The 19587-nt window shown below is 62.4% G+C and carries 18 protein-coding genes; 8 read left to right on the top strand and 10 right to left on the bottom strand.

What is annotated here, in order from left to right:
• Window positions 1–3 precede the first annotated feature (3 nt).
• On the top strand, window positions 4–327 hold the full coding sequence (locus GRI34_RS06800) for an ArsR/SmtB family transcription factor (RefSeq protein ID WP_160595280.1): 324 nt from the start codon (window positions 4–6) through the stop codon (window positions 325–327).
• Here the strand turns inward: GRI34_RS06800 and GRI34_RS06795 are convergent.
• Together GRI34_RS06795 and GRI34_RS06790 are read right to left on the bottom strand one after the other, a co-directional pair.
• Window positions 302–1564, bottom strand: coding sequence for a Xaa-Pro dipeptidase (locus GRI34_RS06795; RefSeq protein WP_160595279.1), 1263 nt, complete (start codon window positions 1562–1564; stop codon window positions 302–304). The genes GRI34_RS06800 and GRI34_RS06795 overlap by 26 nt on opposite strands.
• A gap of 152 nt (window positions 1565–1716) precedes the next feature.
• Window positions 1717–2091 (bottom strand): VOC family protein, encoded by a 375-nt coding sequence (locus GRI34_RS06790; RefSeq protein ID WP_160595278.1) that lies wholly within the window; start codon window positions 2089–2091, stop codon window positions 1717–1719.
• A 115-nt stretch (window positions 2092–2206) separates the two neighbouring features.
• Between GRI34_RS06790 and soxR the strand changes: the two genes are divergently transcribed.
• Window positions 2207–2644, top strand: a complete 438-nt coding sequence (gene soxR, locus GRI34_RS06785; protein WP_160595277.1) for a redox-sensitive transcriptional activator SoxR — start codon at window positions 2207–2209, stop codon at window positions 2642–2644.
• Between the two features lie 605 nt (window positions 2645–3249).
• Here the strand turns inward: soxR and GRI34_RS06780 are convergent.
• From GRI34_RS06780 to GRI34_RS06770, 3 genes are all read right to left on the bottom strand, one after another.
• Entirely contained in the window at window positions 3250–3777 is a 528-nt protein-coding gene (locus GRI34_RS06780; RefSeq protein ID WP_160595276.1) for a SixA phosphatase family protein, read from the bottom strand.
• The gene (locus GRI34_RS06775) at window positions 3774–6515 is read right to left on the bottom strand and encodes an ATP-dependent DNA helicase (protein ID WP_160595275.1); all 2742 of its coding nucleotides are present in this window, start codon (window positions 6513–6515) and stop codon (window positions 3774–3776) included. The genes GRI34_RS06780 and GRI34_RS06775 overlap by 4 nt, the downstream gene beginning before the upstream one ends.
• A 62-nt stretch (window positions 6516–6577) precedes the next feature.
• Window positions 6578–7786: a methionine gamma-lyase gene (locus GRI34_RS06770; RefSeq protein ID WP_160595274.1), complete on the bottom strand. Its 1209-nt coding sequence runs from the start codon at window positions 7784–7786 to the stop codon at window positions 6578–6580.
• Window positions 7787–7903: 117 nt separating this feature from the next.
• Here GRI34_RS06770 and GRI34_RS06765 point away from each other — a divergent pair, with 117 nt between their 5' ends.
• From GRI34_RS06765 to GRI34_RS06755, 3 genes are all read left to right on the top strand, one after another.
• Window positions 7904–8353 carry an Lrp/AsnC family transcriptional regulator gene (locus GRI34_RS06765; protein ID WP_160595273.1) on the top strand — a complete coding sequence of 150 codons (450 nt, stop codon included), beginning with the start codon at window positions 7904–7906 and terminating at the stop codon, window positions 8351–8353.
• Window positions 8354–8461: 108 nt separating this feature from the next.
• Complete coding sequence (locus GRI34_RS06760; protein ID WP_160595272.1) at window positions 8462–8788, top strand: hypothetical protein; 327 nt, start codon at window positions 8462–8464, stop codon at window positions 8786–8788.
• A gap of 273 nt (window positions 8789–9061) precedes the next feature.
• On the top strand, window positions 9062–10690 hold the full coding sequence (locus tag GRI34_RS06755; RefSeq protein WP_160595271.1) for a lysine--tRNA ligase: 1629 nt from the start codon (window positions 9062–9064) through the stop codon (window positions 10688–10690).
• A 4-nt stretch (window positions 10691–10694) separates the two neighbouring features.
• Here the strand turns inward: GRI34_RS06755 and GRI34_RS06750 are convergent, their stop codons facing one another.
• Complete coding sequence (locus tag GRI34_RS06750) at window positions 10695–11363, bottom strand: prolyl hydroxylase family protein (RefSeq protein WP_160595270.1); 669 nt, start codon at window positions 11361–11363, stop codon at window positions 10695–10697.
• A 106-nt stretch (window positions 11364–11469) separates the two neighbouring features.
• On the opposite strand from GRI34_RS06750, the gene GRI34_RS06745 reads away from it, so the two are divergent.
• Complete coding sequence (locus GRI34_RS06745) at window positions 11470–12021, top strand: cytochrome b (protein WP_160596425.1); 552 nt, start codon at window positions 11470–11472, stop codon at window positions 12019–12021.
• 83 nt (window positions 12022–12104) lie between these two features.
• On the opposite strand, the gene GRI34_RS06740 is transcribed toward GRI34_RS06745, so the two are convergent.
• A complete protein-coding gene (locus tag GRI34_RS06740) occupies window positions 12105–13214 on the bottom strand; it encodes an RcnB family protein (protein WP_234028166.1) in 1110 nt (369 codons plus the stop codon).
• 184 nt (window positions 13215–13398) lie between these two features.
• Between GRI34_RS06740 and GRI34_RS06735 the strand changes: the two genes are divergently transcribed.
• Window positions 13399–13968, top strand: coding sequence for a flavin-binding protein (locus GRI34_RS06735; protein ID WP_234028165.1), 570 nt, complete (start codon window positions 13399–13401; stop codon window positions 13966–13968).
• A 130-nt stretch (window positions 13969–14098) separates the two neighbouring features.
• Here GRI34_RS06735 and GRI34_RS06730 read toward each other — a convergent pair whose 3' ends face one another.
• The 3 genes from GRI34_RS06730 to ettA all read right to left on the bottom strand — a co-directional run bounded on the left by GRI34_RS06730 (window position 14099) and on the right by ettA (window position 18213).
• Window positions 14099–14536, bottom strand: coding sequence for an FKBP-type peptidyl-prolyl cis-trans isomerase (locus GRI34_RS06730; protein ID WP_160595269.1), 438 nt, complete (start codon window positions 14534–14536; stop codon window positions 14099–14101).
• A 147-nt stretch (window positions 14537–14683) separates the two neighbouring features.
• A complete protein-coding gene (locus tag GRI34_RS06725; protein ID WP_160595268.1) occupies window positions 14684–16492 on the bottom strand; it encodes a sensor domain-containing diguanylate cyclase in 1809 nt (602 codons plus the stop codon).
• Window positions 16493–16539: 47 nt separating this feature from the next.
• A complete protein-coding gene (gene ettA, locus GRI34_RS06720) occupies window positions 16540–18213 on the bottom strand; it encodes an energy-dependent translational throttle protein EttA (protein ID WP_160595267.1) in 1674 nt (557 codons plus the stop codon).
• Between the two features lie 123 nt (window positions 18214–18336).
• Between ettA and GRI34_RS06715 the strand changes: the two genes are divergently transcribed.
• Window positions 18337–19512: a glycosyltransferase gene (locus tag GRI34_RS06715; protein WP_160595266.1), complete on the top strand. Its 1176-nt coding sequence runs from the start codon at window positions 18337–18339 to the stop codon at window positions 19510–19512.
• The last annotated feature ends 75 nt before the right edge of the window (window positions 19513–19587 follow it).

Here is a 19587-nt window from a genome sequence, read left to right as displayed (position 1 = left end):
CATATGACGGATACCTTCGTCGCCTTGTCGGACCCCACGCGCCGCCTCCTGCTCGACAGGTTGAGCGAGCAGGGCGGCCTGACTCTATCGGAATTGAGCGAAGACCTGCCGATGACCCGGCAGGCGGTGGCCAAGCACCTTGCCGTGCTGGAGAGCGCCGAGCTGGTCGCAAGCGAGCGGGACGGGCGGTGCAAGCGGCACTACCTCAATCCGATGCCGCTGGCGAAGATGGCCAAGCGCTGGCTCGTCCGGTTCGAAGACGTGCCGCTGGGTTCGTTATCGGGCTTCCATGCGGCGCCCGCTAATCGACCAGCACACCACCCTTGATCACGGCATCCACGTCGGCGAGTTCGCCGACATCGGCCAGCGGATCGCCGCTGACGGCAATCATGTCGCCCCATGCGCCGGGCTTGATCACGCCGACTTCGCCTTCTTGACCCAGCGCCTGCGCCGCGGTGACGGTGGCCGCCCGGATCGCCTCGAGCGGGGTCATGCCGTATTCGACCATGACGCGGAACTGACCGCCGACCAGCTCGTGCGGCATGACGGCGGCATCGCTGGCGAAGACCATCTTCACGCCTGCTTCGTGCGCGCGGCGGAAATTGTCGCGCTGCGCCTGGCTGAGTGCGCGTTCCTTGGCGATGTTCTCTTCCAGCACGCCGTTCCCAGCGCCCTGTGAGAGGGTGTATTCGGTGTTGAAGATATCCATCGAGAAGAAGGTGCCGTGCTCCTTGGCGAGACGGATGGCTTCATCGTCGGCATAGCTGGCGTGTTCGATGGTATCGAAGCCTGCCCGGATAGCGGCCTTGATCCCGGGTGCACCGTGGGCGTGAGCCGCGGCCTTCAAACCCCAGAAATGCGCCTCGTCTGCAATTGCGGTGAGCTCCTCCAGCGTCAGCTGCTGGATGCCCGGCGCGGTATTGCGGCTGAAGACGCCGCCAGTGGCGCAGGCCTTGATGACTTCCGCGCCGTATTTGCGCTGCTCCCGCACGCGCTTGCGCAATTCGTCGGGGCTGTCGCCGACGGCAGGGCTCTTCGCATCGAAGCTAGGCGGCAGGAAAGTCTCGTCGCAATGCCCGCCCGTCGCGCCGAGGGAATGGTTGGCGACGACGATGCGCGGACCGATGATCCAGCCTTCCTCGATCGCCTGGTCGATACCGATTACGTTGTAATCGTCGTCGCCGACGTTGCGCACGGTGGTGAAGCCGATTTCCAGCATAGTGCGGGCATTGGCGACGCCGACCGCGGTCCAGAACCGATCGGTGAACTGCAGCCCGGAATATCCGCCGTACTCGGGACGGCCATCAAGGTGGACGTGCATGTCGATGAGGCCGGGCAGCAGCGTGTGGCCGGCCAGATCGATATGCTTCGCACCATCGGGAAGCGTGACACCTGACTGCACACTGGCAACCTTGCCATCGACCACGGTCACGACCGGATCGGCGAGATAGCGTCCGGTCTCCACATCGAGCATCCGGTCTGCCGTCACCACCACCGTTTCCGCAAATGCGGGCGTGGCGGTGAGAGACACGATTGCGGCTGCGGCCAGCAGGACAGGCTTCATTGTCAGATTCCCCTTGTCGCGGCGCTCCCCGGCCGCCCGCTTTTCATACAGGAAGCGGGCGGGGAGGGAAGCGTGGCTTTTCGACCGGTTTCCCGGTGGCTTGCCGTGGCTTCCTGGGGTCAGGTTGGAAGAGCGGACGGCGCGGGACGATCTCATTCATAGCTGACCACCTCGAACTCGATCCCGTCCCAGTCGAAGAAGTAGAAAGTGCGCGGGCCGGGTTCGCACTTCCCGTGGCTGAAAGGTTCGAGACCGTGCTCCACGACGACTGCCTCCGCCGCATCGAGATTATCGACCATGAAGGCGATGTGGTTGAGCGGCTGGCCCTTGCGATAATCGCCGGCAACGGCCTCGCTGGTATAGAGCGAGACGTAATTGTCTTCGCCGCCCACATGAATCGTGCGGCCGTTCCCCATGGAAGGTCCGCTCCAGCGTTCGTGCCAGCCGAGCAGGTCCTTGAGCAGGGCGGCACTGCGATCGGGATCGGTGACGGAAATATTGGCGTGTTCGAGACGTCCTTTTGGCATCGCTAAATTCCTTCTGTTCGATGCGGCACCGGGATGGTCCGCAAATGCGATGCACACTCAATGCAACCTCAAGCTAAGTTGAGGTCAAGCTTCGTTTTCGCTATCGCTGTGATCGATGAAAGCGAACGACCTCCTTCCCATCGGCGAACTGGCCCGTCGGACCGGCCTCTCCGTTTCGGCAATCCGGTTTTACGAAGAGCGCGGGCTGGTCGAAGCGCTGCGCACAAGCGGCAACCAGCGCCGCTTCCTCCGCGGCGATATCCGGCGGTTGAGTTTCATCCTGATCGCCCAGCGACTGGGGCTGTCCCTGGCGGAGATCGAGGAGGCGCTCGCGGGCCTGCCACAAGGACGCACGCCCAACGCCGCCGACTGGAAACGCATCAGCGGCTCGATCCGCAAACGCATCGAAGACCAGATCGCCTCGCTCGAAAAAATGCGCGACAGTCTCGACGGCTGCATCGGCTGCGGCTGTCTGAGCCTTAAGAAGTGTGCGCTTTACAATGCTGACGACAAATGGGGCGAGAGCGGCACGGGCCCGCGCGTGCTACGATGAAGAGCGGACTGTCGCATCACGACTCGATTGCAGACATCTAAATACTCTGGCAGGCTTATTGCATGCTTAGGGCTTTGCTGACTACGTTTGCTGCGATGACCTTGCTTATGCTTGTTCTCCGACAGGCACTGGAGTTCTCCACGCAGATCTCGGTCGGAATCGTTGCAGGATGCTCCGCCCTACTCTGGTCGATAATTCGTCCAAAGACCTCGAACGCACGCCGCTAAAGACCCGATTGCGGTCCTTCCGGAATTTCGCGACGGAGCATCTATGCGTTGTTTCTACGTTCTAGTTCATGGTCGATTGAGTTGGCTTGTGGAAGCAACAGAGCTTGATGGGGACGTGGATCAGCCAGCCGGACTCTACTGTCACAGATATGTTCTGGCTTCGGACCCGAATGAAGCGGTTCAGAGGGCATTCGAAAATGTATCCAGTAATCTAGATAGACAGACTGGATGGTTGCGACATCATGCAGCGGAATTGAAGCTCGAAGCTGAAGAAGTATCCAGATCCTCTCTTCTCAAGGCATTCTTGCCGGTCAATCGAGGACATACCTTCTACGAAAGGGATTAAGTCCTCTATCCACCCAACGACCGCCGTTCGCACTAATATTCCGGACCCAGTTCCGCGTCGAGATCGCGGGGGCGGGCGAAGTGGACCAGCTTGCCGCATCCTTCGGAAAGGTCGGACCAGTCATCGATGTCGAGTTCGAACACGGCGAAAGCAGCGGTTGGGAATTTGACCTTCGCCTCGTCGAACAGATCGTTCTCGTTCTTCGGGGCGACCAGTTCGAAGACCATGTCTCCGAAGCCCGGATTGTGCCCTGCCAGCAGCAGCGTGTCGGCATCGCCGCCCATCTCGCTCGCCACCTCGCAGATCGTTTCGGTGGAGGCGAGGTAGAGGCGGCGGTCCCATTCGGGTTCGGGGCCGATTGCAGCCTCTTCCAGCGTGAGTTTGACGCGTTCGGCGGGGCTGGCGACCAGCCGGTCCCATTTCACACCGTGATCGCGGATATGCTCCCCGATCAACCGCGCACCCTTGAGCCCGCGCTCATTGAGACCCCGATCGAAATCGCGCTTGTCGCTTTGCCCCCAGTCGGACTTGGCGTGACGCAAAAGGCCGAGGATCTTCACGAGTCTTGTTTCTCCGCTGGAGTGTTCCCAACCTCTCCAACACCCTTCGCCACGCGCTGTAAAGCCTCGTCGAGTGTCACGCGCATGACAGGCGTGCCGTCGGGAAAGGCGGAGAGCAACCGGCTGGGGAAGGCAGAGGACAGGACGACGAAGTGCCCGGCATCGTCGCGGCTGCGGATCAGGCGGCCGAATGCCTGGGCCAGCCGCGCGCGGATGATACGGTCGTCATAGCGTTTTGCACCGCCTTCCTGCTCGGATGCCGCCGCGCGGCGGGCGCGGTGGAGGATGGTCGGGCGGGGCCAGGGGACGGCTTCCACGACCACGCAGCGAAGCGATTCTCCCGGCACATCGACCCCGTCGCGCAGGGCGTCGGTGCCAAGCAGACTGGCGCGCGGATCGTCGCGGAATATGTCGGTCAGCGTACCCGTGTCGATCGGATCGGCGTGCTGCGCGTAGAGCGGCAGGCCCGCGCGCGCCAGGCGGTCGGCAATCCGTCCGTAGACCGCGCGCATCCGCCGGATCGCGGTGAAGAGACCCAGGACGCCTCCATCGCTCGCCTCGATCAGCCTTGCATAGGCACCGGCGAGTGCAGGAATGTCGCCTCGCTTTATGTCGGTGACGATCAAGACCTCGGCACGCGACGCGTAATCGAACGGGCTGTTCGATTGCGCGGTTTTGGGCATCAGTTCGAGATGCGGTGCTCCACTCTTGGTGATGGCGTGCGGCCAGTCGGCGCCGGTCTCGTCGCGGTCGGTCAGGGTCGCGCTGGTGAGCATGACACCGTGCGCCGGTTCGAGCACGGTATGGGCAAAGGGCTTCATCGGATCGAGCCAGTGGCGGTAGAGCCCGACGTCGAACTCGCGCGCGTCGTTGCGATCGACCGCCAGCCAGTCCACGAAATCGGGATCTGCCGGACCGCCGAGGCGCGAGAGCAGGGCTTCCCACGCCGCAATCAGGTCGATGCGCCAGGCCAGCGAATGGCGTGCGCCCTCGATCCGCGCACGGCCTTGGCCATCGAGCCAGTCGGGCGCGTCCTCCAGCACTGCCTCCAGCCTCCCCGCAAGCTTCAGCAGCGGCGTGCGAATAGCAGCGAGGGAGAGCGCAGCTGTGCCTGCGGCTTCGACCAGTTCACCGGGGAGCTGCGCTGTTTCGGTTTCGATGCCGTAGCCCGCCTCCTGCCCGCTTTCGTCGCGCGCGTAAGTGGCCGCGCGCACCTGTTCGAGGAGGGCCTCGACCGGCCCGAACGGGGTTCCTTCCGCAAGCCGTCCCAGCCATCCGTCGGACGGAAGGGCCTGTGCCGCCTCGACCGCGGCCTCGACCGCTTCGCCTCCTGCATCGTCATAGCTCGCCACATCGGCAAGGCGCGCAGCAAGGCCGCGGCGCCTTCCACGCGAATTACGCTCGGGACCGATGATCCAGCGGCGCAGTTCGATGGCTTCCTGCCCCGTCAATGCGGCAGAGAACGTCGAATCTGCAGCGTCAAACACGTGATGGCCTTCGTCGAAGACGATGCGGGTCGGGCGGCTGGCGATGTCCCGACCACGGGCTGCGTTGACCATGACGAGCGCATGGTTCGCGATGACGAGATCGGCCTGCGCTGCATTGCGCGCGCTGCGTTCGATGAAGCACTTCCGATAATGCGGGCAGCCGGCATAGACGCATTCGCCGCGTTGGTCGGTCAGCGCCGCAATGCCGCGCTTCCTGAACAGCGTGCCGAGCCAGCCGGGCAAGTCCCCGCCGATCATGTCGCCATCCTGGGTATAGGCCGTCCAGCGCGCCACTAGCTGCGCGAGAATAGCGGGCCGCCCCGTGAAACCGCCTTGCAGCGCGTCTTCCAGGTTGAGCAGGCAGAGGTAATTCTCGCGGCCCTTGCGCACCACCACGGGGGGCGAGCCGTCGGCGCGGGCTGCTGGCCATGCGCGCGCGCTCTCGCGGCGAAGCTGGCGCTGGAGGTTCTTGGTGTAGGTGCTGACCCAGACCGTCCCGCCCGATCGCTCGGCCCAAAGCGATGCAGGGGCGAGATAGCCCAGCGTCTTGCCGATACCGGTGCCCGCCTGTGCCAGCAGAACATGAGGACGCTTCTGCTTGTCGCGAGGGCCGAAGACGTGACCGGCCCCGCGTGAGAACAATCGCTGCCCTTCGCGCCGCTCCGCTCCTTCTCCGGTCAGCCGTTCCAGCTGAGCTTCGATCTCCGGCTCATCGATCAGGACTTGCGCAGGTTGCGGCCGATCTGGCGTTTCCTCCCACTCCGGCAGCTTGGTAAAGAGCCATTTCTCGGCCTTTTCCGGCTTACGCACATGAGGGGCGAGCACATTCGCCCATGGCCAGCGCAGGCGGGCGAGGGATTGCAGCGTCGACCACGCACCTTCGCGTTCCGCCCAGCCGTCGCTCTCGCAAGTTGCCACAAGGGCGCCAGCCGCTTTCTGCAAAAGCAGCGTGACATCGGCGTCGTCCGCCGGTTCTTCGAGGCCAAGCGCGTCGGCCAGGCCCTTGGGTGTGGGAACGCAGAATCTCGCGGGGTGGATGAAGGCGAACAGTTCCAGCAGGTCCAGGCCGGACAAGTCGGGATAGCCGAGCCTGCTGGCCACCAGCGGTGCGTTCATCATCAGGAGCGGCGTATCGGCCGCCGCCATCACCGCCTCGCCCTTCGAGCAGCCACGGGTGGAGCCGTTGGCATCGCGCAGCCAGGTCCCGGCGTGGCTGGCGTGAAGGGCAGGGAGGGGCAGCGGCTCGCTCACTCCCTGCCGTTAGAACACAAACGGAACGCGGGGCAAGCGCTCTGCAGCCCTTTTGCGCGCTCTTACGCGGCTATCGACAGCTCCGATGCGACGAGCGCCTGTTCGAGGTCGGCGAAGATGTCCTCGGCTTCTTCCAAACCGACGGACAGGCGCAGTAGGCCTTCGCCAATGCCGTGTTCGGCGCGTTCTTCGGGCGTATATGTCGAATGGGTCATCGACGCGGGGTGCTGGATCAGCGTTTCTGCATCGCCCAGCGACACGGCGCGGATGATCATCTCCAGCCGGTTCATGAACCGGATGCCCTGGTCGTACCCACCGGCAAGATCGAAAGCGATCATGCCGCCCGGCAGTGCCATCTGGCGATTGGCGAGCGCATGCTGGCCAAAGCTTTCGAGGCCGGGATAATGGACGGCTGCCACTTGCGACTGCGCTTCCAGCCAGAGTGCTACTTCCATGGCAGTCTTGCTGTGGCGTTCCATCCGCAAGGCCAGCGTCTTTAAGCCGCGCATGATCAGCGTGGCGGTAAACGGGCTCATCACAGCGCCGGTCATGTCCTTCAGCCCTTCGAGGCGCACCTTCTGCATGGTTTCGGCAGAGCCTGCGACCAGCCCGCCGACAAGGTCGCCGTGCCCGCCGAGATACTTGGTCGCGGAATGGACGACGATGTCCGCACCCAGTTCGATCGGGCGGGTGAGGGCAGGGGTGGCATAGGTGTTGTCGACCACGACTTGCGCATCGTAGCGGTGCGCCACTTCGCTGATCGCGGCAATATCGACCAGCCGCATGTTCGGGTTGGCCGGAGTTTCGAAATAGACGACCTTCACGCCCTGATGCATCGCCGCCTCAAGCGCGCTCGGATCGGTGAGATCGACATGGGTCACTTTCACGCCGAACTTGGCAAGGCCGTGGCGGAAGAAGGCGAAGGTGCAACCGTAGAGCGTCTTGTCGGTGACGATCTCGTCGCCCGCTTCCAGCAGGCTCCACATGACGGCGGTGATTGCGCCCATCCCCGACGCAGCCGCGACACCGGCTTCCGCGCCTTCGAGGACGGCGAGGCGCTGTTCCAGCAGGTCCACCGTCGGATTGCCGATGCGCGAATAGAAATAACCCTGCTCTTCACCGGCGAAGATCGCGCCGCCCTGTTCCGCGCTCTCGAACGCGAAGGTCGATGCGAGATGCATCGGCGGCGTCAGCGCACCCTGGTTTTCCGCGGGGTCGTACCCGTGATGGATGGCGCGGCTGGAAAAACCGGAAAGCGTGGTGCGGGACATGCGAGCCTCTCTGGAATTAAGTTGAGAGGTGTATAGCGCCTATCGAATGGCATTTCCCTGCGAAATATACTAATAAGTGAGCAAAGAATAGCATATCATGCCAATAATGGGAGTGTTATGGACGCGAAAGATCGCCTTATTTTACGCGAGTTGCAGCGCGACGGTCGCCTGACGAATGCCGAGCTTGCCGAACGCGTGAACCTGTCGCCCAGTCCCTGCCTGCGCCGTGTACGCAATCTGGAAAAGGCGGGAGTAATTGACCGCTACGTCGCCATCGTGGACCGCGAGGCTGCGGGCTACCCGGTCACCGCCTTCGTGCAGGTCACACTGGCCCGCCACGACCGCGAGGTGGTGGATGGCTTCGAGAAGCGCGTGCGCGAAACGCCGCAAATCCTCACCTGCCACCTGATGACGGGAAGCTCCGATTACCTGCTCCAGATCGTGGTTGCCGGCCTCGACGCCTATGAAGACTTCATGCGCGAAACGCTCCACACGACCCCCGGCATCGCGACGATCAACACCAGCTTCGTTTACGGTACGGTGAAAGATACGGTAGAGTTGCCTTAGCGGGCAGGAATGGCGGCTTCCGGGCTTGAGGCCGATTGATCGTGAGGTCTTTGTTTGGGTGGTTAGCGGACATTGCGCCAGAGCGTTCTCGAAGGCATCCTGCTCCGCATGAAGCATCCTGAAGCGCAATACGTGGTCGAAGTAACAGTTGACGATGAGATTGTTTGTCGAGCGCCCAAGCAGGCTGAGCAGCGCATCAAGATGACGGACCTTGCTGCGGTTTATGTCGAGACAAACGGCGATGCCCCTTGGGGAGCAGACGTTTGGTGGCTTCTAAACGACAGCACCGGCCAAACGAAGGTCGCCTTTCCTCAGTTGGCGACCGGCGAAACGGAGGCACTCGCTCGACTGCAACAATTACCCGGCTTCGCAACACGGGGAATGAACTCGACCGACAATGCGCGTTTCGAATGCTGGCCATCACCCGTCGAGTGAATGGCAGCAATCGGGTCGTTGGCGGAAAGTCCGCTTTGCGCTGATCGAGTCCGATAGCAGTCGCTGTCCTACATCGAAGCGTCGACCTATCGTCCGCCTCATGGAGCAAGCCCCTTCACTGACCGAATTCAGCATCGCGACCGGCCATGAGCTGCATAAGGCGTTTTCTTTCCCAGGACCGTGTTCCATGTGTTCCACTCTGTCGGACCTGGCGGCGCGCTTTCCTACACTTCGCACTTGCAACAGGAACGGCGAGCGGCAAGAGGGATTGGCATGAGCATGACCGATCTAATCAACGCCGCACGTGTGTCCAAGGCCTGGCCGTTCCAGGAGGCGCAGCGTCTGCTCAAACGCTATCCCGATGGTGTGAAGCCGGACGGCAGCCCCGTGCTGTTCGAAACCGGCTATGGTCCCAGCGGCCTGCCGCATATCGGCACTTTCCAGGAAGTACTGCGCACCACGCTGGTGCGCCGCGCCTATGAGGCGATGATCGGTGCGAAGCCCGAAGACGGCAAGACGCGTCTGGTCGCATTCAGCGATGACATGGACGGCCTGCGCAAGGTGCCCGACAATGTGCCCAACCAGGCGCTGCTCGAAGCGAACCTGCACCTACCGCTCAGCCGCGTGCCCGACCCGTTCGAAAAGGGCCACGAGAGCTTTGCCGCGCACAACAACGCCAAGCTTCGCGAATTCCTGGACCGCTTCGGCTTCCAGTACGAGTTCATCGCGGCGAACGACATGTACAACTCCGGCCGCTTCGACGATGCGCTGCGGCAGGTCCTGCGCAAGAACCAGGACATCCTCGACATCATGCTGCCAACGCTGCGCGAAGAGCGGCGCAAGACCTATTCCCCGATCCTGCCCATCTCGCCCGGCACGGGCCGCGTGTTGCAGGTCCCGGTCGAGGTGGTCGATGCCGAGGCAGGAACGATCCGCTTCAGCGATGAGGACGGCACCGTGGTCGAGCAATCCGCGCTCGGCGGCATGTCCAAGCTGCAGTGGAAGGTCGACTGGGCGATGCGCTGGTATGCGCTCGGCGTCGATTACGAGATGTATGGCAAGGACCTGACCGACAGCGGCGTGCAGTCGGGCAAGATCGTACAGGTTCTCGGCGGGCGCAAGCCGGAGGGCCTCATCTACGAGATGTTCCTCGACCAGAACGGCGAGAAGATCTCCAAGTCCAAGGGCAACGGCCTGTCGATCGAGGAATGGCTGCAATACGGCAGCGAGGAAAGCCTCGGCTTCTACATCTTCCCCAATCCCAAGAGCGCCAAGCAGCTGCACGTCGGCGTAATCCCGCGCGCGGTGGACGATTACTGGCAGTTCCGCGAGCGGTTGGCCGAGCAGGAGCTCGACAAGCAGCTCGGCAATCCGGTTTGGCACCTTGCGCGCGCCAATGGCGGGTTCGAGGGCAGCGAGGCACCCGGTGCGGGCGACAGCCTGCCGGTGACGTATGGCCTGCTTCTCAACCTCTCCAGCGTACTCGGGGCGGAGGCGAGCGAGGAGTCGCTGCGTGACTATCTCGCCAGCTATATCGGGGCCGAGCGGATAACGCCGGAGCTCGACGTGCTGATCGGGACTGCGGTCGCCTATACACGCGATTACATCGTGCCGACCCTGTCGAAGCGTGCGCCCGCAACAAACGAGGCCGAGGCGTTGCGCGCACTCGATGCATACCTTGCCGAAGCGCCGGCCGATGCCAGCGCAGAGGAGTTGCAGACCCAGGTCTACGAAATCGGCAAGCGCGAGGAATACGGTTTCGAGAACCTGCGTGACTGGTTCAAGGCGCTGTACCAGACACTGCTCGGCAGCGACCAAGGCCCGCGTATGGGCAGCTTCATCGCGCTTTACGGGATCGAGAACAGCCGCAAGCTGATCGCCGAGGCGCTCGCTCGCAGCTGACGCCTCAGGTGTGCTTGCGCGTGCGGTACCATTTGGTCAGCACGTATTTGGCACCCTTGATGACCGGCGTTCCGGCATGCATCGTGCCCTCGTTGGGCGCGCCTTCGGGCGTGGCGTTGTTCCACACCAGGAGGACGCCGGGCTTGGGCTCGATCGATGCACCGACTTCGGTGAAGTGGGTATGCCCGCCTTCCTCCACCTTGTTGAGGAAGGCCATGGCGGTCCAGCACCTCTGGCCGCCGCGCTTGCGTTCCAGCTTCCAGTATTCCTGGTCGGTGTAGAACCAGTCGTTGTGCGGCTTGAACTCCTGGCCCGGCAGGTAACGCTGGCCCTGGATCGCCTCGCCGGTCGCGGAATTCATGCCGAGAAGGTCGTCGATGCGGCGCGAGATGCCTTTGACGAAGGGATCGCGCGGGTCGAAATTGCCCGAATAGGACGTGCGGAACTTCTCGATATAGGCGGTCTCGTGAAGTTCGCTCGGCCTTGCGACCACGTCGATCATGGTGATGAAGCGGCGACATTCCTCGGGTGAGAGGAAGTTCGGCACGGCGAAGATCTCTGCCTTGTCCGTGGGAACCTTGTAGATTTCCGGATCCGCCTCGAGGCGCTGGCGCACCTTCGCACCTATACGCTTGAGGGCATCCTGATCGGGAATTGTCGCTGTCTTTGTCATCGCTGCGATTGTTAGCAATCGCCGCGCGGCTCGCAAGATGGCATCTTGTGCTTCAATGCGAAACCTATAGTTTCGCGCACCGATTGAGGGGAGAAGCCTGATGGAAATGGCCACCAATAATGCCCAGCGTTACTCACTGGTCGCAATGCTCTTTCACTGGGTCATCGCAATAGCGGTCATCGTGAACTGGAGGCTGGCGGAAGCGGCCGAGCATGCGGGCGATGCAGAAAGAGCCGCGATCTTCGCCAATCACAAGGCCTTGGGCATCGTGATCCTGATCCTGAGCCTCGCAAGGCTTGCCTGGCGATTCACGCATCCGGTTCCGGCCCTCGACGGCGTTGCGACCTGGGAGCGTATTCTTGCTCGCACCACGCATGTCATTTTCTACGTCATGCTGATCGGACTGCCGATCGGCGGCTGGCTGGGAAGCTCATATTTCGGGAGCGGCGTCGACGTGTTCGGGATATTTACGCTTCCCGCGCTGCCGGTGGGAGAAAATCCGGAAGCAGGCAAGGCGATCTTCAACCTCCACGCGACGGGTGGATCGGTGATGATCTACCTGATCGGCCTGCACATTCTTGGCGGGCTGAAGCACACCTTCTTCGACAAGAACGGTGGCATCTTTAGAATGCTGCCCTTCGGTAAGGTACCCGGCTGAAACGAAAAACCCCCGCCGATCGCTCGGCGGGGGTATCTTGCCCGAAAGGCCACTCTCATCCCTTCGGGCAGGAGCCTGAAGGCTTACCAGAAGAAGTCGTAAATCACGTCGACCACTTCGCCGCTGTAGGTGTCGACCAGCAGCACGTCGTCGTAATACCGAACCCAGCGATAGGGGCCGTAGACTTCCGGCAGGCGATAGCGCCAGGGATCGTTGATCCAGTAACGGCTGCCGAAGAACAGGTCTCCGATGTAGAAACCGATGCTCAGGCGGCGATAGCGGTAGTCGCGATAGGGCGCATAGTAGCGGCCAAGGCGATAGATGCTGCGATACCGCTTACGGTAGTCGTGCCAGTTGTAGCGGTGGTTGTCCCGCCAGTCGTAGCGGTTCCACGTGTTGTAGTGATGCCAGCGGCGCCCGTCCCAGTGACGCTTGCGGCGTTCATGGCGATCACCGCGGCGAGCGTCCCGATAGCCATCGCGGTAGCCGTCGCGGCGAATGCGGCGATCTTCGCGATTGTCCCGGCGGCGTTCGTCCCGGCGTCCTTCACGATAGGCGTCACGATAGTCTGCCCGGCGGTCCGCGCGGCGATCGGCACGGCGGTCCTGACGACGGTCGATGCGACGATCTTCGCGACGATCGGCCCTGCGGTCCTGACGACGGTCGATGCGACGGTCTTCGCGGCGATCGGCTCTGCGGTCCGCGCGCCGCTCTTCGCGGCGATCTGCACGGCGATCCGTCCTGCTCGCCTCACGCACGTCCTCGCGGCGGATAGCGCGGTTGGCGTCGCGGCGTTCGCTGCGGTTCCAGTCGCGGCCCGAGCGCACTTGCGCGGTGTCCGAGCGGCGGTCCGAGCGATTCCATTCGCGGCCACGGCGCTCCTGGTCGCGAGCAACCGGTTGCGGACGTTCTGCGCGTTGCTGCGGGCGTGCCTGGCGGCGCGGCGCTTCACGGCGGACCTGCGCACGCGCCTCGCGGCGTTCGCTGCGCGGGTCGTTGCGTGCTTCACGCCTTTCGCTACGCCTTTCCTGGCGACGCTCGCTGCGGCGTTCCTGTCGGTCGCCCCGATCGCGCTCAGCGCGTTGTTGGTCGGCTGCGGTTGCGGCTTCGGCCTGGGCCGGAGCCACCGCGGTTGCCATCGCGATTGCGAGGGCACCAAGCGCGCTGCCTTTCATCAGCTTCGTAAAAGTCATGGAGCGTTCCTTCTTGCTCAAAAGCCGCTCCACCACCCGCGGCTCCAATGTCGATGTACCGCTTTGTATCAGAACGGCCTGACGCGAAACTGAACCGGCCTGTCATGTTTGCGTTAATGTTGGGGGTGCAGAATCTGAACGACGGCATTTGACACAAAACGCCGATACGTGCGTTGGGAGCATCATGTACGATGACCTCGACAAGGTTCGCGCCGATATTGCAGACCGTTTCTGCATTGCTGCTTCCAGCCGCAAATCTCCGATGCATTCTCCGGTCGTGGTTACGCACGATGCCGATGCACGAATCATGATCCTGAGGGAGTTCGACTGCGACGACTGGACACTGCGCTTTCATACGGACGCGCGGTCACCCAAGGCGGCGGTCATCGGCGATGGCTCTCCGATGGCGGCCTTATTCTACGATCCCGAAGAGAAGGTGCAGATAAGGGTGCGCGGTACGGGCCGGATCGAGACGCAAACCGGTCTCGCCGAGGAAGCATGGAGCGAAAGCAGCAATTTTGCGAGGCGATGTTATCTTGGTGCACCTCCCGGCGAAATGCGCGCCGAGCCTTCAAGCGGTCTCCCAGATTGGGCCGAAGGTATCCAGCCGACGGACGAACAACTCGTCCCGGCGCGTGAGCACTTCGCTGTCCTGTTGGTCAAGGTAGAGGAAGTCGACTGGTACTGGCTTTCCAATGAGGGCCACCGCCGGGCTCTGATCGGGCGCGACACAGCGTCCTGGATCACGCCGTAGCAACGGCAATCTATCAGGGACCACGCATCGCTTTGGCATTGGTCCCGCAATGCTCCTGAATTTTTCAAAGAGGTGGCGGCCGGTCATACCTCGTGCGCAGCGACCGGCCGCCCCCGATTAGATCAGCGCGTCAGGCTGCCTGCTGAATTTCGCGCAGGGTGAGGTCGAAAGTGATGTCTTCGCCTGCCAGCGGGTGATTGCCGTCCGCTTTCACGCTCTCGTCGCCAACTTCGACGATGAAGAGGGTCATTGGCTGTCCGTCGGGAGACTGGGCATTGAGCTGCATTCCGGGCTGCGGGGCCGGTTCGGGCGGCAGGTTGGCGCGAGGAATGTCGATCACCAGTTCATCGCGGCGCGGACCGAATGCCTTGTCGCACGGGATGTCGACCGATTTTTCGTCGCCAACCTCCATGCCGGTCAGCGCTTCTTCGATCTGCGGGAAGATCTGACCGCTGCCGATCTGGACCTGCTGAGGGCCGACCTGGGCTGTATTGCCGACTTCCTGTCCGTCACCCCGCTTGAGGACGTAATCGATGGTCACGGTGTCGCCGTTGCTGGGAGTAGTCATGGATATCCTTGAAATTCGTGTTCGCGGCGCATGAAGTGCGCCGTCGGGAACGGCACCCGCGTGTCGAGCGCCTCGCGGGGGCTTTTGTCAAATCGGAAGGGGGAGAGTCAAATCCTGCCCGGATGATAAGCGACAAGATGTGCCGGGTCAGACCCTGACCAGATTTCCCTCGAAGACGACCGAGCGATTGCGGCCTCCGCGCTTCGCGAAATAGAGCGCCTTGTCCGCGGCATTGAGGATATCGGTTTCGCTCGAGCCGTCGGCCAGTTCGGCAATGCCAATGCTGAGCGTCACGTCCTTCAGGTCCTTGACCGGCCATGCATAGGCACAAAGAAAATCGCGCAAAGCGGTGCAGCGCTGGTCCAGTTCGCCTGCGCTCGCTCCGCGGGCGACGACAAGGAACTCCTCGCCGCCCAAACGCCCTACGATGCCGACATCGTCGAAGCGTTCGGACAGAATCCTCGCAATCACTTGCAGCGTCCTGTCGCCTGCTTCGTGTCCGAAGCGATCGTTGACCGATTTGAAATGGTCGACATCGACGATTGCAAGGGCGACCTTGTCCCCGGTGCCGCGGGCGTCGAGGACCGTCTTCTCCAGCACCGCCAAAATTTTGCGCCGGTTCGCGATTCCGGTGAGATGGTCGGTCTCCGCAAGGGCCTGGTGCTCTTCTGCCTTGCGTTCGGCATGGGCACGGGCATCGGCAAGCGCACGCATCGTGTTTGCGCGCTCCGTGATGTCCATCATGGTGCCGAATATCGAGATTTTCTCGGGGTTATCCGACCATTCGACCTCGCCGCGGCATTCGGTGTCGAAAACCTCGCCGTAGGGGCCGGCAATGCGTGCTTCGAATGCGAAGGGCACGCCAGTTGAGAGAGCCTGGACCAAGATGTGTGAAACGCGTTTGCGATCGCTGTCCTGGAATAGCTCGGCAATATCGGCGACGGTATGGGGCTGCGCACCGGCTCCGACCATCCTGCGCGCTTCGGGGGAGAGGTAGACCGGCCCCTCGGTTGGCGCGTACCGCCAATGTCCAACCTTGGCGGCTTTTTCTGCGGCGGTCAGGAAGCGATTGCTTCTCGAAAGATTGACGAGGTCGTTCTGTCGCTGGGTAAGCATGAGTGCGACCGGTAGCGCCGATACCAAAAGGCCGAGGAAATAGACCTGCAGGAAGAGCACCTTCTGGCTCTGCAATTCGAAATAGCCGCTGACCGGACCAAGGTCGTAAACCGTCAGGATCGACCCGATAACCGCGACTACAAGCAGGGAAAGTGCAGCACCGCTAAGGCCAAGAGCTGCGGTAGCGATCGAAATGGCGAGTACAGGCAGGAACAGCAGCGGCACTTCGGACTGCCCGAAGGCAACGAGCGATGCCACAGCGACGAGCATCAGGGCCCAGACAGTGCGTACGCTGGCGAGGCGTTTACGCCCCTCGTCGCTCTGCACAAGGAACAGGATGAATGGAGTAACAATCAGCATGCCGAGGCCCACCGTTGTCGCCCAAGACACCAGGAACTCGAATGCGAAATTGGCGCTGAGGATGCCCGCAACGCCGGCGCTCAGAATGCTCACGACAATCGCCGATGCGGCGAAGCGTAGAAGATTGAGTGGGCGCGCAAGCAGCTTGCCCCGACTGCTCTCTCCTCCCATCAGGTAAAAGACTAGCCAGCCTTCCGCCAGGTTCGCCACCGTATAGCTGAAGCACGCGAGCAAAGACACGCCTGTTATGTAGTTCGCAACCAGGCTGGCGATGCCGACGCCGATCGTAACCGCCACGCGGCCCTGGCCACGCAGGTGCAGCAGCGATGCCACGAAAATACCGCTCGATGGCCAAACGGCCGCTATGCCGTCCTCGCCCTGCGTCAGTTCGAGCGCAATGTAGGCGCAAACCAGCCAGGCCAGGCTGTAGGCCAGCGGCCAAACAAAAGTCTCGCTCCGGTTTGCATTCGATCGGTTCAAGATTTCCCCCTGGAAGGCCATCTGGCCGATCGACTGTTTCGCCAAGATTAACGTGTCAGCTTCTTGTAGCTCACCCGGCTTGGACGGTCCGCCGCGTCGCCGAGGCGGCGGCGCTTGTCTTCTTCGTAAGCTTCGAAGTTGCCTTCAAACCACTCGACGTGGCTGTTGCCTTCGAACGCCAAAATGTGGGTGGCCAGACGGTCGAGGAAGAAACGGTCGTGCGAGATGACTACGGCGCAACCGGCGAAGTTTTCGATCGCCTCTTCCAATGCACCCAGCGTTTCCACGTCGAGGTCGTTGGTGGGTTCGTCCAGCAGCAGGACGTTACCGCCCTCCTTCAGCATCTTGGCCATGTGCACGCGGTTGCGTTCGCCGCCCGACAGCTTGCCGACGTTCTTCTGCTGGTCCGCGCCCTTGAAGTTGAACGCGCCGACATAGGCCCGGGTCGATGTGTCGTGACCGTTGACCTTCATATAGTCGAGGCCATCCGAAATCTCTTCCCAGACGTTGTTCTTCGGGTCCAGGTGATCGCGGCTCTGGTCGACATAGCCGAGGTGGACGGTCGAACCGATTTCTACCGTGCCGCTATCGGGCTCTTCCTTGCCGGTCAGGATCTTGAACAGCGTTGATTTACCGGCGCCGTTCGGACCGATCACGCCGACGATGCCGCCCGGGGGCAGCATGAAGGAGAGGTTTTCGAAGAGCAGCTTGTCGCCGTATGCCTTGGAGATGTTCTTGGCCTCGATGACCTTGCCGCCGAGACGCTCCGGCACCTGGATCACGATCTGCGCCTTGCCCGGCTTGCGGTTCTGCTGCTCTTCCTGGAGCTGTTCGAACTTACGCACACGGGCCTTTGACTTGGTCTGGCGCGCGGCCGGCGTCTGCCGGATCCATTCAAGCTCGCGTGACAGCGCCTTCTGGCGCCCGCTTTCCTCGCGGCTTTCCTGCTCGAGGCGCTTGGCCTTCTTCTCGAGATAGGTCGAGTAGTTGCCTTCGTACGGATAGTAGGAACCCCGATCGAGCTCGAGGATCCATTCAACCACATTGTCGAGGAAGTAGCGATCGTGGGTGATCATCAGCACCGCACCCGCATACTCCTTCAGGTGGTTTTCCAGCCACTGGACGCTTTCCGCGTCGAGGTGGTTGGTCGGTTCGTCCAGCAGCAGGATCGAAGGCTTCTGGATCAGCAAGCGGGTGAGGGCCACGCGGCGCTTTTCGCCACCTGAAAGATCGGTGACGGGCCAGTCGCCCGGCGGGCAGCGCAGCGCTTCCATTGCGACTTCGAGCTGGTTGTCCAGCGTCCAGCCGTCGACTGCGTCGATCTTGTCCTGCAATTCGGCCATCTCGGTGCTGAGCGCATCGAAATCGGCGTCTTCTTCCGCCATTTCCATGCCAATCGCATTGAAGCGTTCGACCATGTCCGCAGTCTCGCGCGCGCCATCCTTGACGTTTTCGAGGACGGTCTTGGTCTCGTCGAGCTCCGGTTCCTGCTCCAGATAGCCGACAGTGATGTTCTCGCCCGGCCATGCCTCGCCGGTGAAATCGGTGTCGATGCCGGCCATGATCTTGATCAGCGTCGACTTGCCCGCGCCGTTCGGACCCACGATGCCGATCTTGGCACCCTGGTAGAACTGCAGGTTGATATTGCTGAGCACCGGCTTGTTGGCACCGGGGAAAGTCTTGGTCATGTCCTTCATTACGAAGGCGTACTGCGCGGCCATCGGGCGAATCCTTGGGTCTGATCTGTTCGGAACGGGAAGTTGTGCGCCAGATAGTCATAGCTGTGGCCGGGGGCAAGCCGGGTCTGGCAATCGTCCCGCGCCTGGCATAGCGAAAGAGCCGTGATGACCGACGCGCGCGCAGACAGTCCGGCCTTGCCGCAAGTGGCGATCCTCTTCGCTCAATATGGCGCGTTCCATGTCGACCGGGTCGAAGCCGCTGCCCGCAGGCTGGCCGGGCGGGCGGAAGTTATCGCGGTCGAATACGCGACCACCAGCCGAACTTACGCGTGGGAGCCTGCAACGGGGTTCGAGCACGCGCGGCATGTCACGCTTTTTCCCGGCAGGTCCTATGACGACGTCGGCCATCTCGCCCGCTACCGGGCCGCCATGAAGCTCGTCGGCGAAGCGGATATGGTGTGCATCGGCGTACCTTATTCGGAGCGCGACATCATCGCCCTGTCCTGGCGCCTGAAAGCCGCCGGCACGCGCTGCGTGATGATGACCGAAAGCAAGTTCGACGATTTTCCACGCAGCTTGCCGCGTGAACAGGCCAAGGCAAGGCTGCTGTCCTGTTATCGCGCCGCCATCGTCGGCGGGCTGCGCCAGCGCGAATACCTGCGCTTCCTCGGCTTTGGCGACAAGCCGATCCTTCCCGGATACGATAGCGTGGGCATCGACCGGATCCGCGCTCAAGGCGCCGGCGCCGATGCGAAGTGGGCGGATCGCGATTTCCTTTATGTCGGTCGCTTCGTGAAGAAGAAGAACCTGCCCAAGCTGTTCGCAGGCTACGCGCGCTATCGCGAACTGGCAGGGCCAGCCGCGCGCAATCTGGTGCTGGCTGGAGACGGAGAGCTGAGCAGTGTTTTGCGCGAACAGGCGGGAGAAGGGGTCGAGTTCACCGGTTTTTTACGCGCCGAGGAAGTCTCTCGCCAGATGGCTGGCGCGCTGGCGCTATGCCTTGTCAGTACCGAGGAACAGTGGGGCCTGGTGGTCAATGAAGCGGCGGCATTCGGCGTTCCGGCCATCGTGTCGACGCCTGTCGGCGCGCGCGACGCCCTGGTCCGCAACGGCGTCACCGGTTACGTTGTCGAGCCGCAATCGATCGAAGGGATCGCCCGCGCCATGCTTGCCCTGTCGCAGAGCGAACAAGCGTGGCAGCGCTATTCCGACGCGACTGCGGCCCGGGCGCACATGGGCGATGTGGAACGCTTTGCAGATGCCGTGGAAGCGCTGTTCGATCCCGACAGCGACGGCGCCAGCAACGCCCTCGACTTCTGGGACGAGATGTCGACCAGCTAGCTTGCCGCGCCTGGGTTACGAACAGGCACGCTGCGTTTGCAGCTTGGCAGGACCACAGCTTTTGCTAGCAAGCGC

The sequence above is a fragment of the Qipengyuania aquimaris genome, assembly GCF_009827445.1.
Lineage (GTDB): Bacteria > Pseudomonadota > Alphaproteobacteria > Sphingomonadales > Sphingomonadaceae > Qipengyuania > Qipengyuania aquimaris.
This window is presented reverse-complemented; position numbering and strand designations above follow the sequence as displayed.

Excerpts from the sequence above, each read along its gene's own strand:
- GRI34_RS06795 (WP_160595279.1), bottom strand. The coding sequence starts at position 1,564 with ATGAAGCCTGTCCTGCTGGCCGCAGCCGCAATCGTGTCTCTCACCGCC.
- GRI34_RS06760 (WP_160595272.1), top strand. The coding sequence starts at position 8,462 with ATGAAGCATCCTGAAGCGCAATACGTGGTCGAAGTAACAGTTGACGAT.
- GRI34_RS06750 (WP_160595270.1), bottom strand. The coding sequence starts at position 11,363 with ATGACAAAGACAGCGACAATTCCCGATCAGGATGCCCTCAAGCGTATA.
- GRI34_RS06765 (WP_160595273.1), top strand. The coding sequence starts at position 7,904 with ATGGACGCGAAAGATCGCCTTATTTTACGCGAGTTGCAGCGCGACGGT.
- GRI34_RS06740 (WP_234028166.1), bottom strand. The coding sequence starts at position 13,214 with ATGACTTTTACGAAGCTGATGAAAGGCAGCGCGCTTGGTGCCCTCGCA.
- GRI34_RS06770 (WP_160595274.1), bottom strand. The coding sequence starts at position 7,786 with ATGTCCCGCACCACGCTTTCCGGTTTTTCCAGCCGCGCCATCCATCAC.
- GRI34_RS06735 (WP_234028165.1), top strand. The coding sequence starts at position 13,399 with ATGTACGATGACCTCGACAAGGTTCGCGCCGATATTGCAGACCGTTTC.
- GRI34_RS06730 (WP_160595269.1), bottom strand. The coding sequence starts at position 14,536 with ATGACTACTCCCAGCAACGGCGACACCGTGACCATCGATTACGTCCTC.
- ettA (WP_160595267.1), bottom strand. The coding sequence starts at position 18,213 with ATGGCCGCGCAGTACGCCTTCGTAATGAAGGACATGACCAAGACTTTC.
- GRI34_RS06755 (WP_160595271.1), top strand. The coding sequence starts at position 9,062 with ATGAGCATGACCGATCTAATCAACGCCGCACGTGTGTCCAAGGCCTGG.
- GRI34_RS06745 (WP_160596425.1), top strand. The coding sequence starts at position 11,470 with ATGGCCACCAATAATGCCCAGCGTTACTCACTGGTCGCAATGCTCTTT.
- GRI34_RS06715 (WP_160595266.1), top strand. The coding sequence starts at position 18,337 with ATGACCGACGCGCGCGCAGACAGTCCGGCCTTGCCGCAAGTGGCGATC.
- soxR (WP_160595277.1), top strand. The coding sequence starts at position 2,207 with ATGAAAGCGAACGACCTCCTTCCCATCGGCGAACTGGCCCGTCGGACC.
- GRI34_RS06790 (WP_160595278.1), bottom strand. The coding sequence starts at position 2,091 with ATGCCAAAAGGACGTCTCGAACACGCCAATATTTCCGTCACCGATCCC.
- GRI34_RS06800 (WP_160595280.1), top strand. The coding sequence starts at position 4 with ATGACGGATACCTTCGTCGCCTTGTCGGACCCCACGCGCCGCCTCCTG.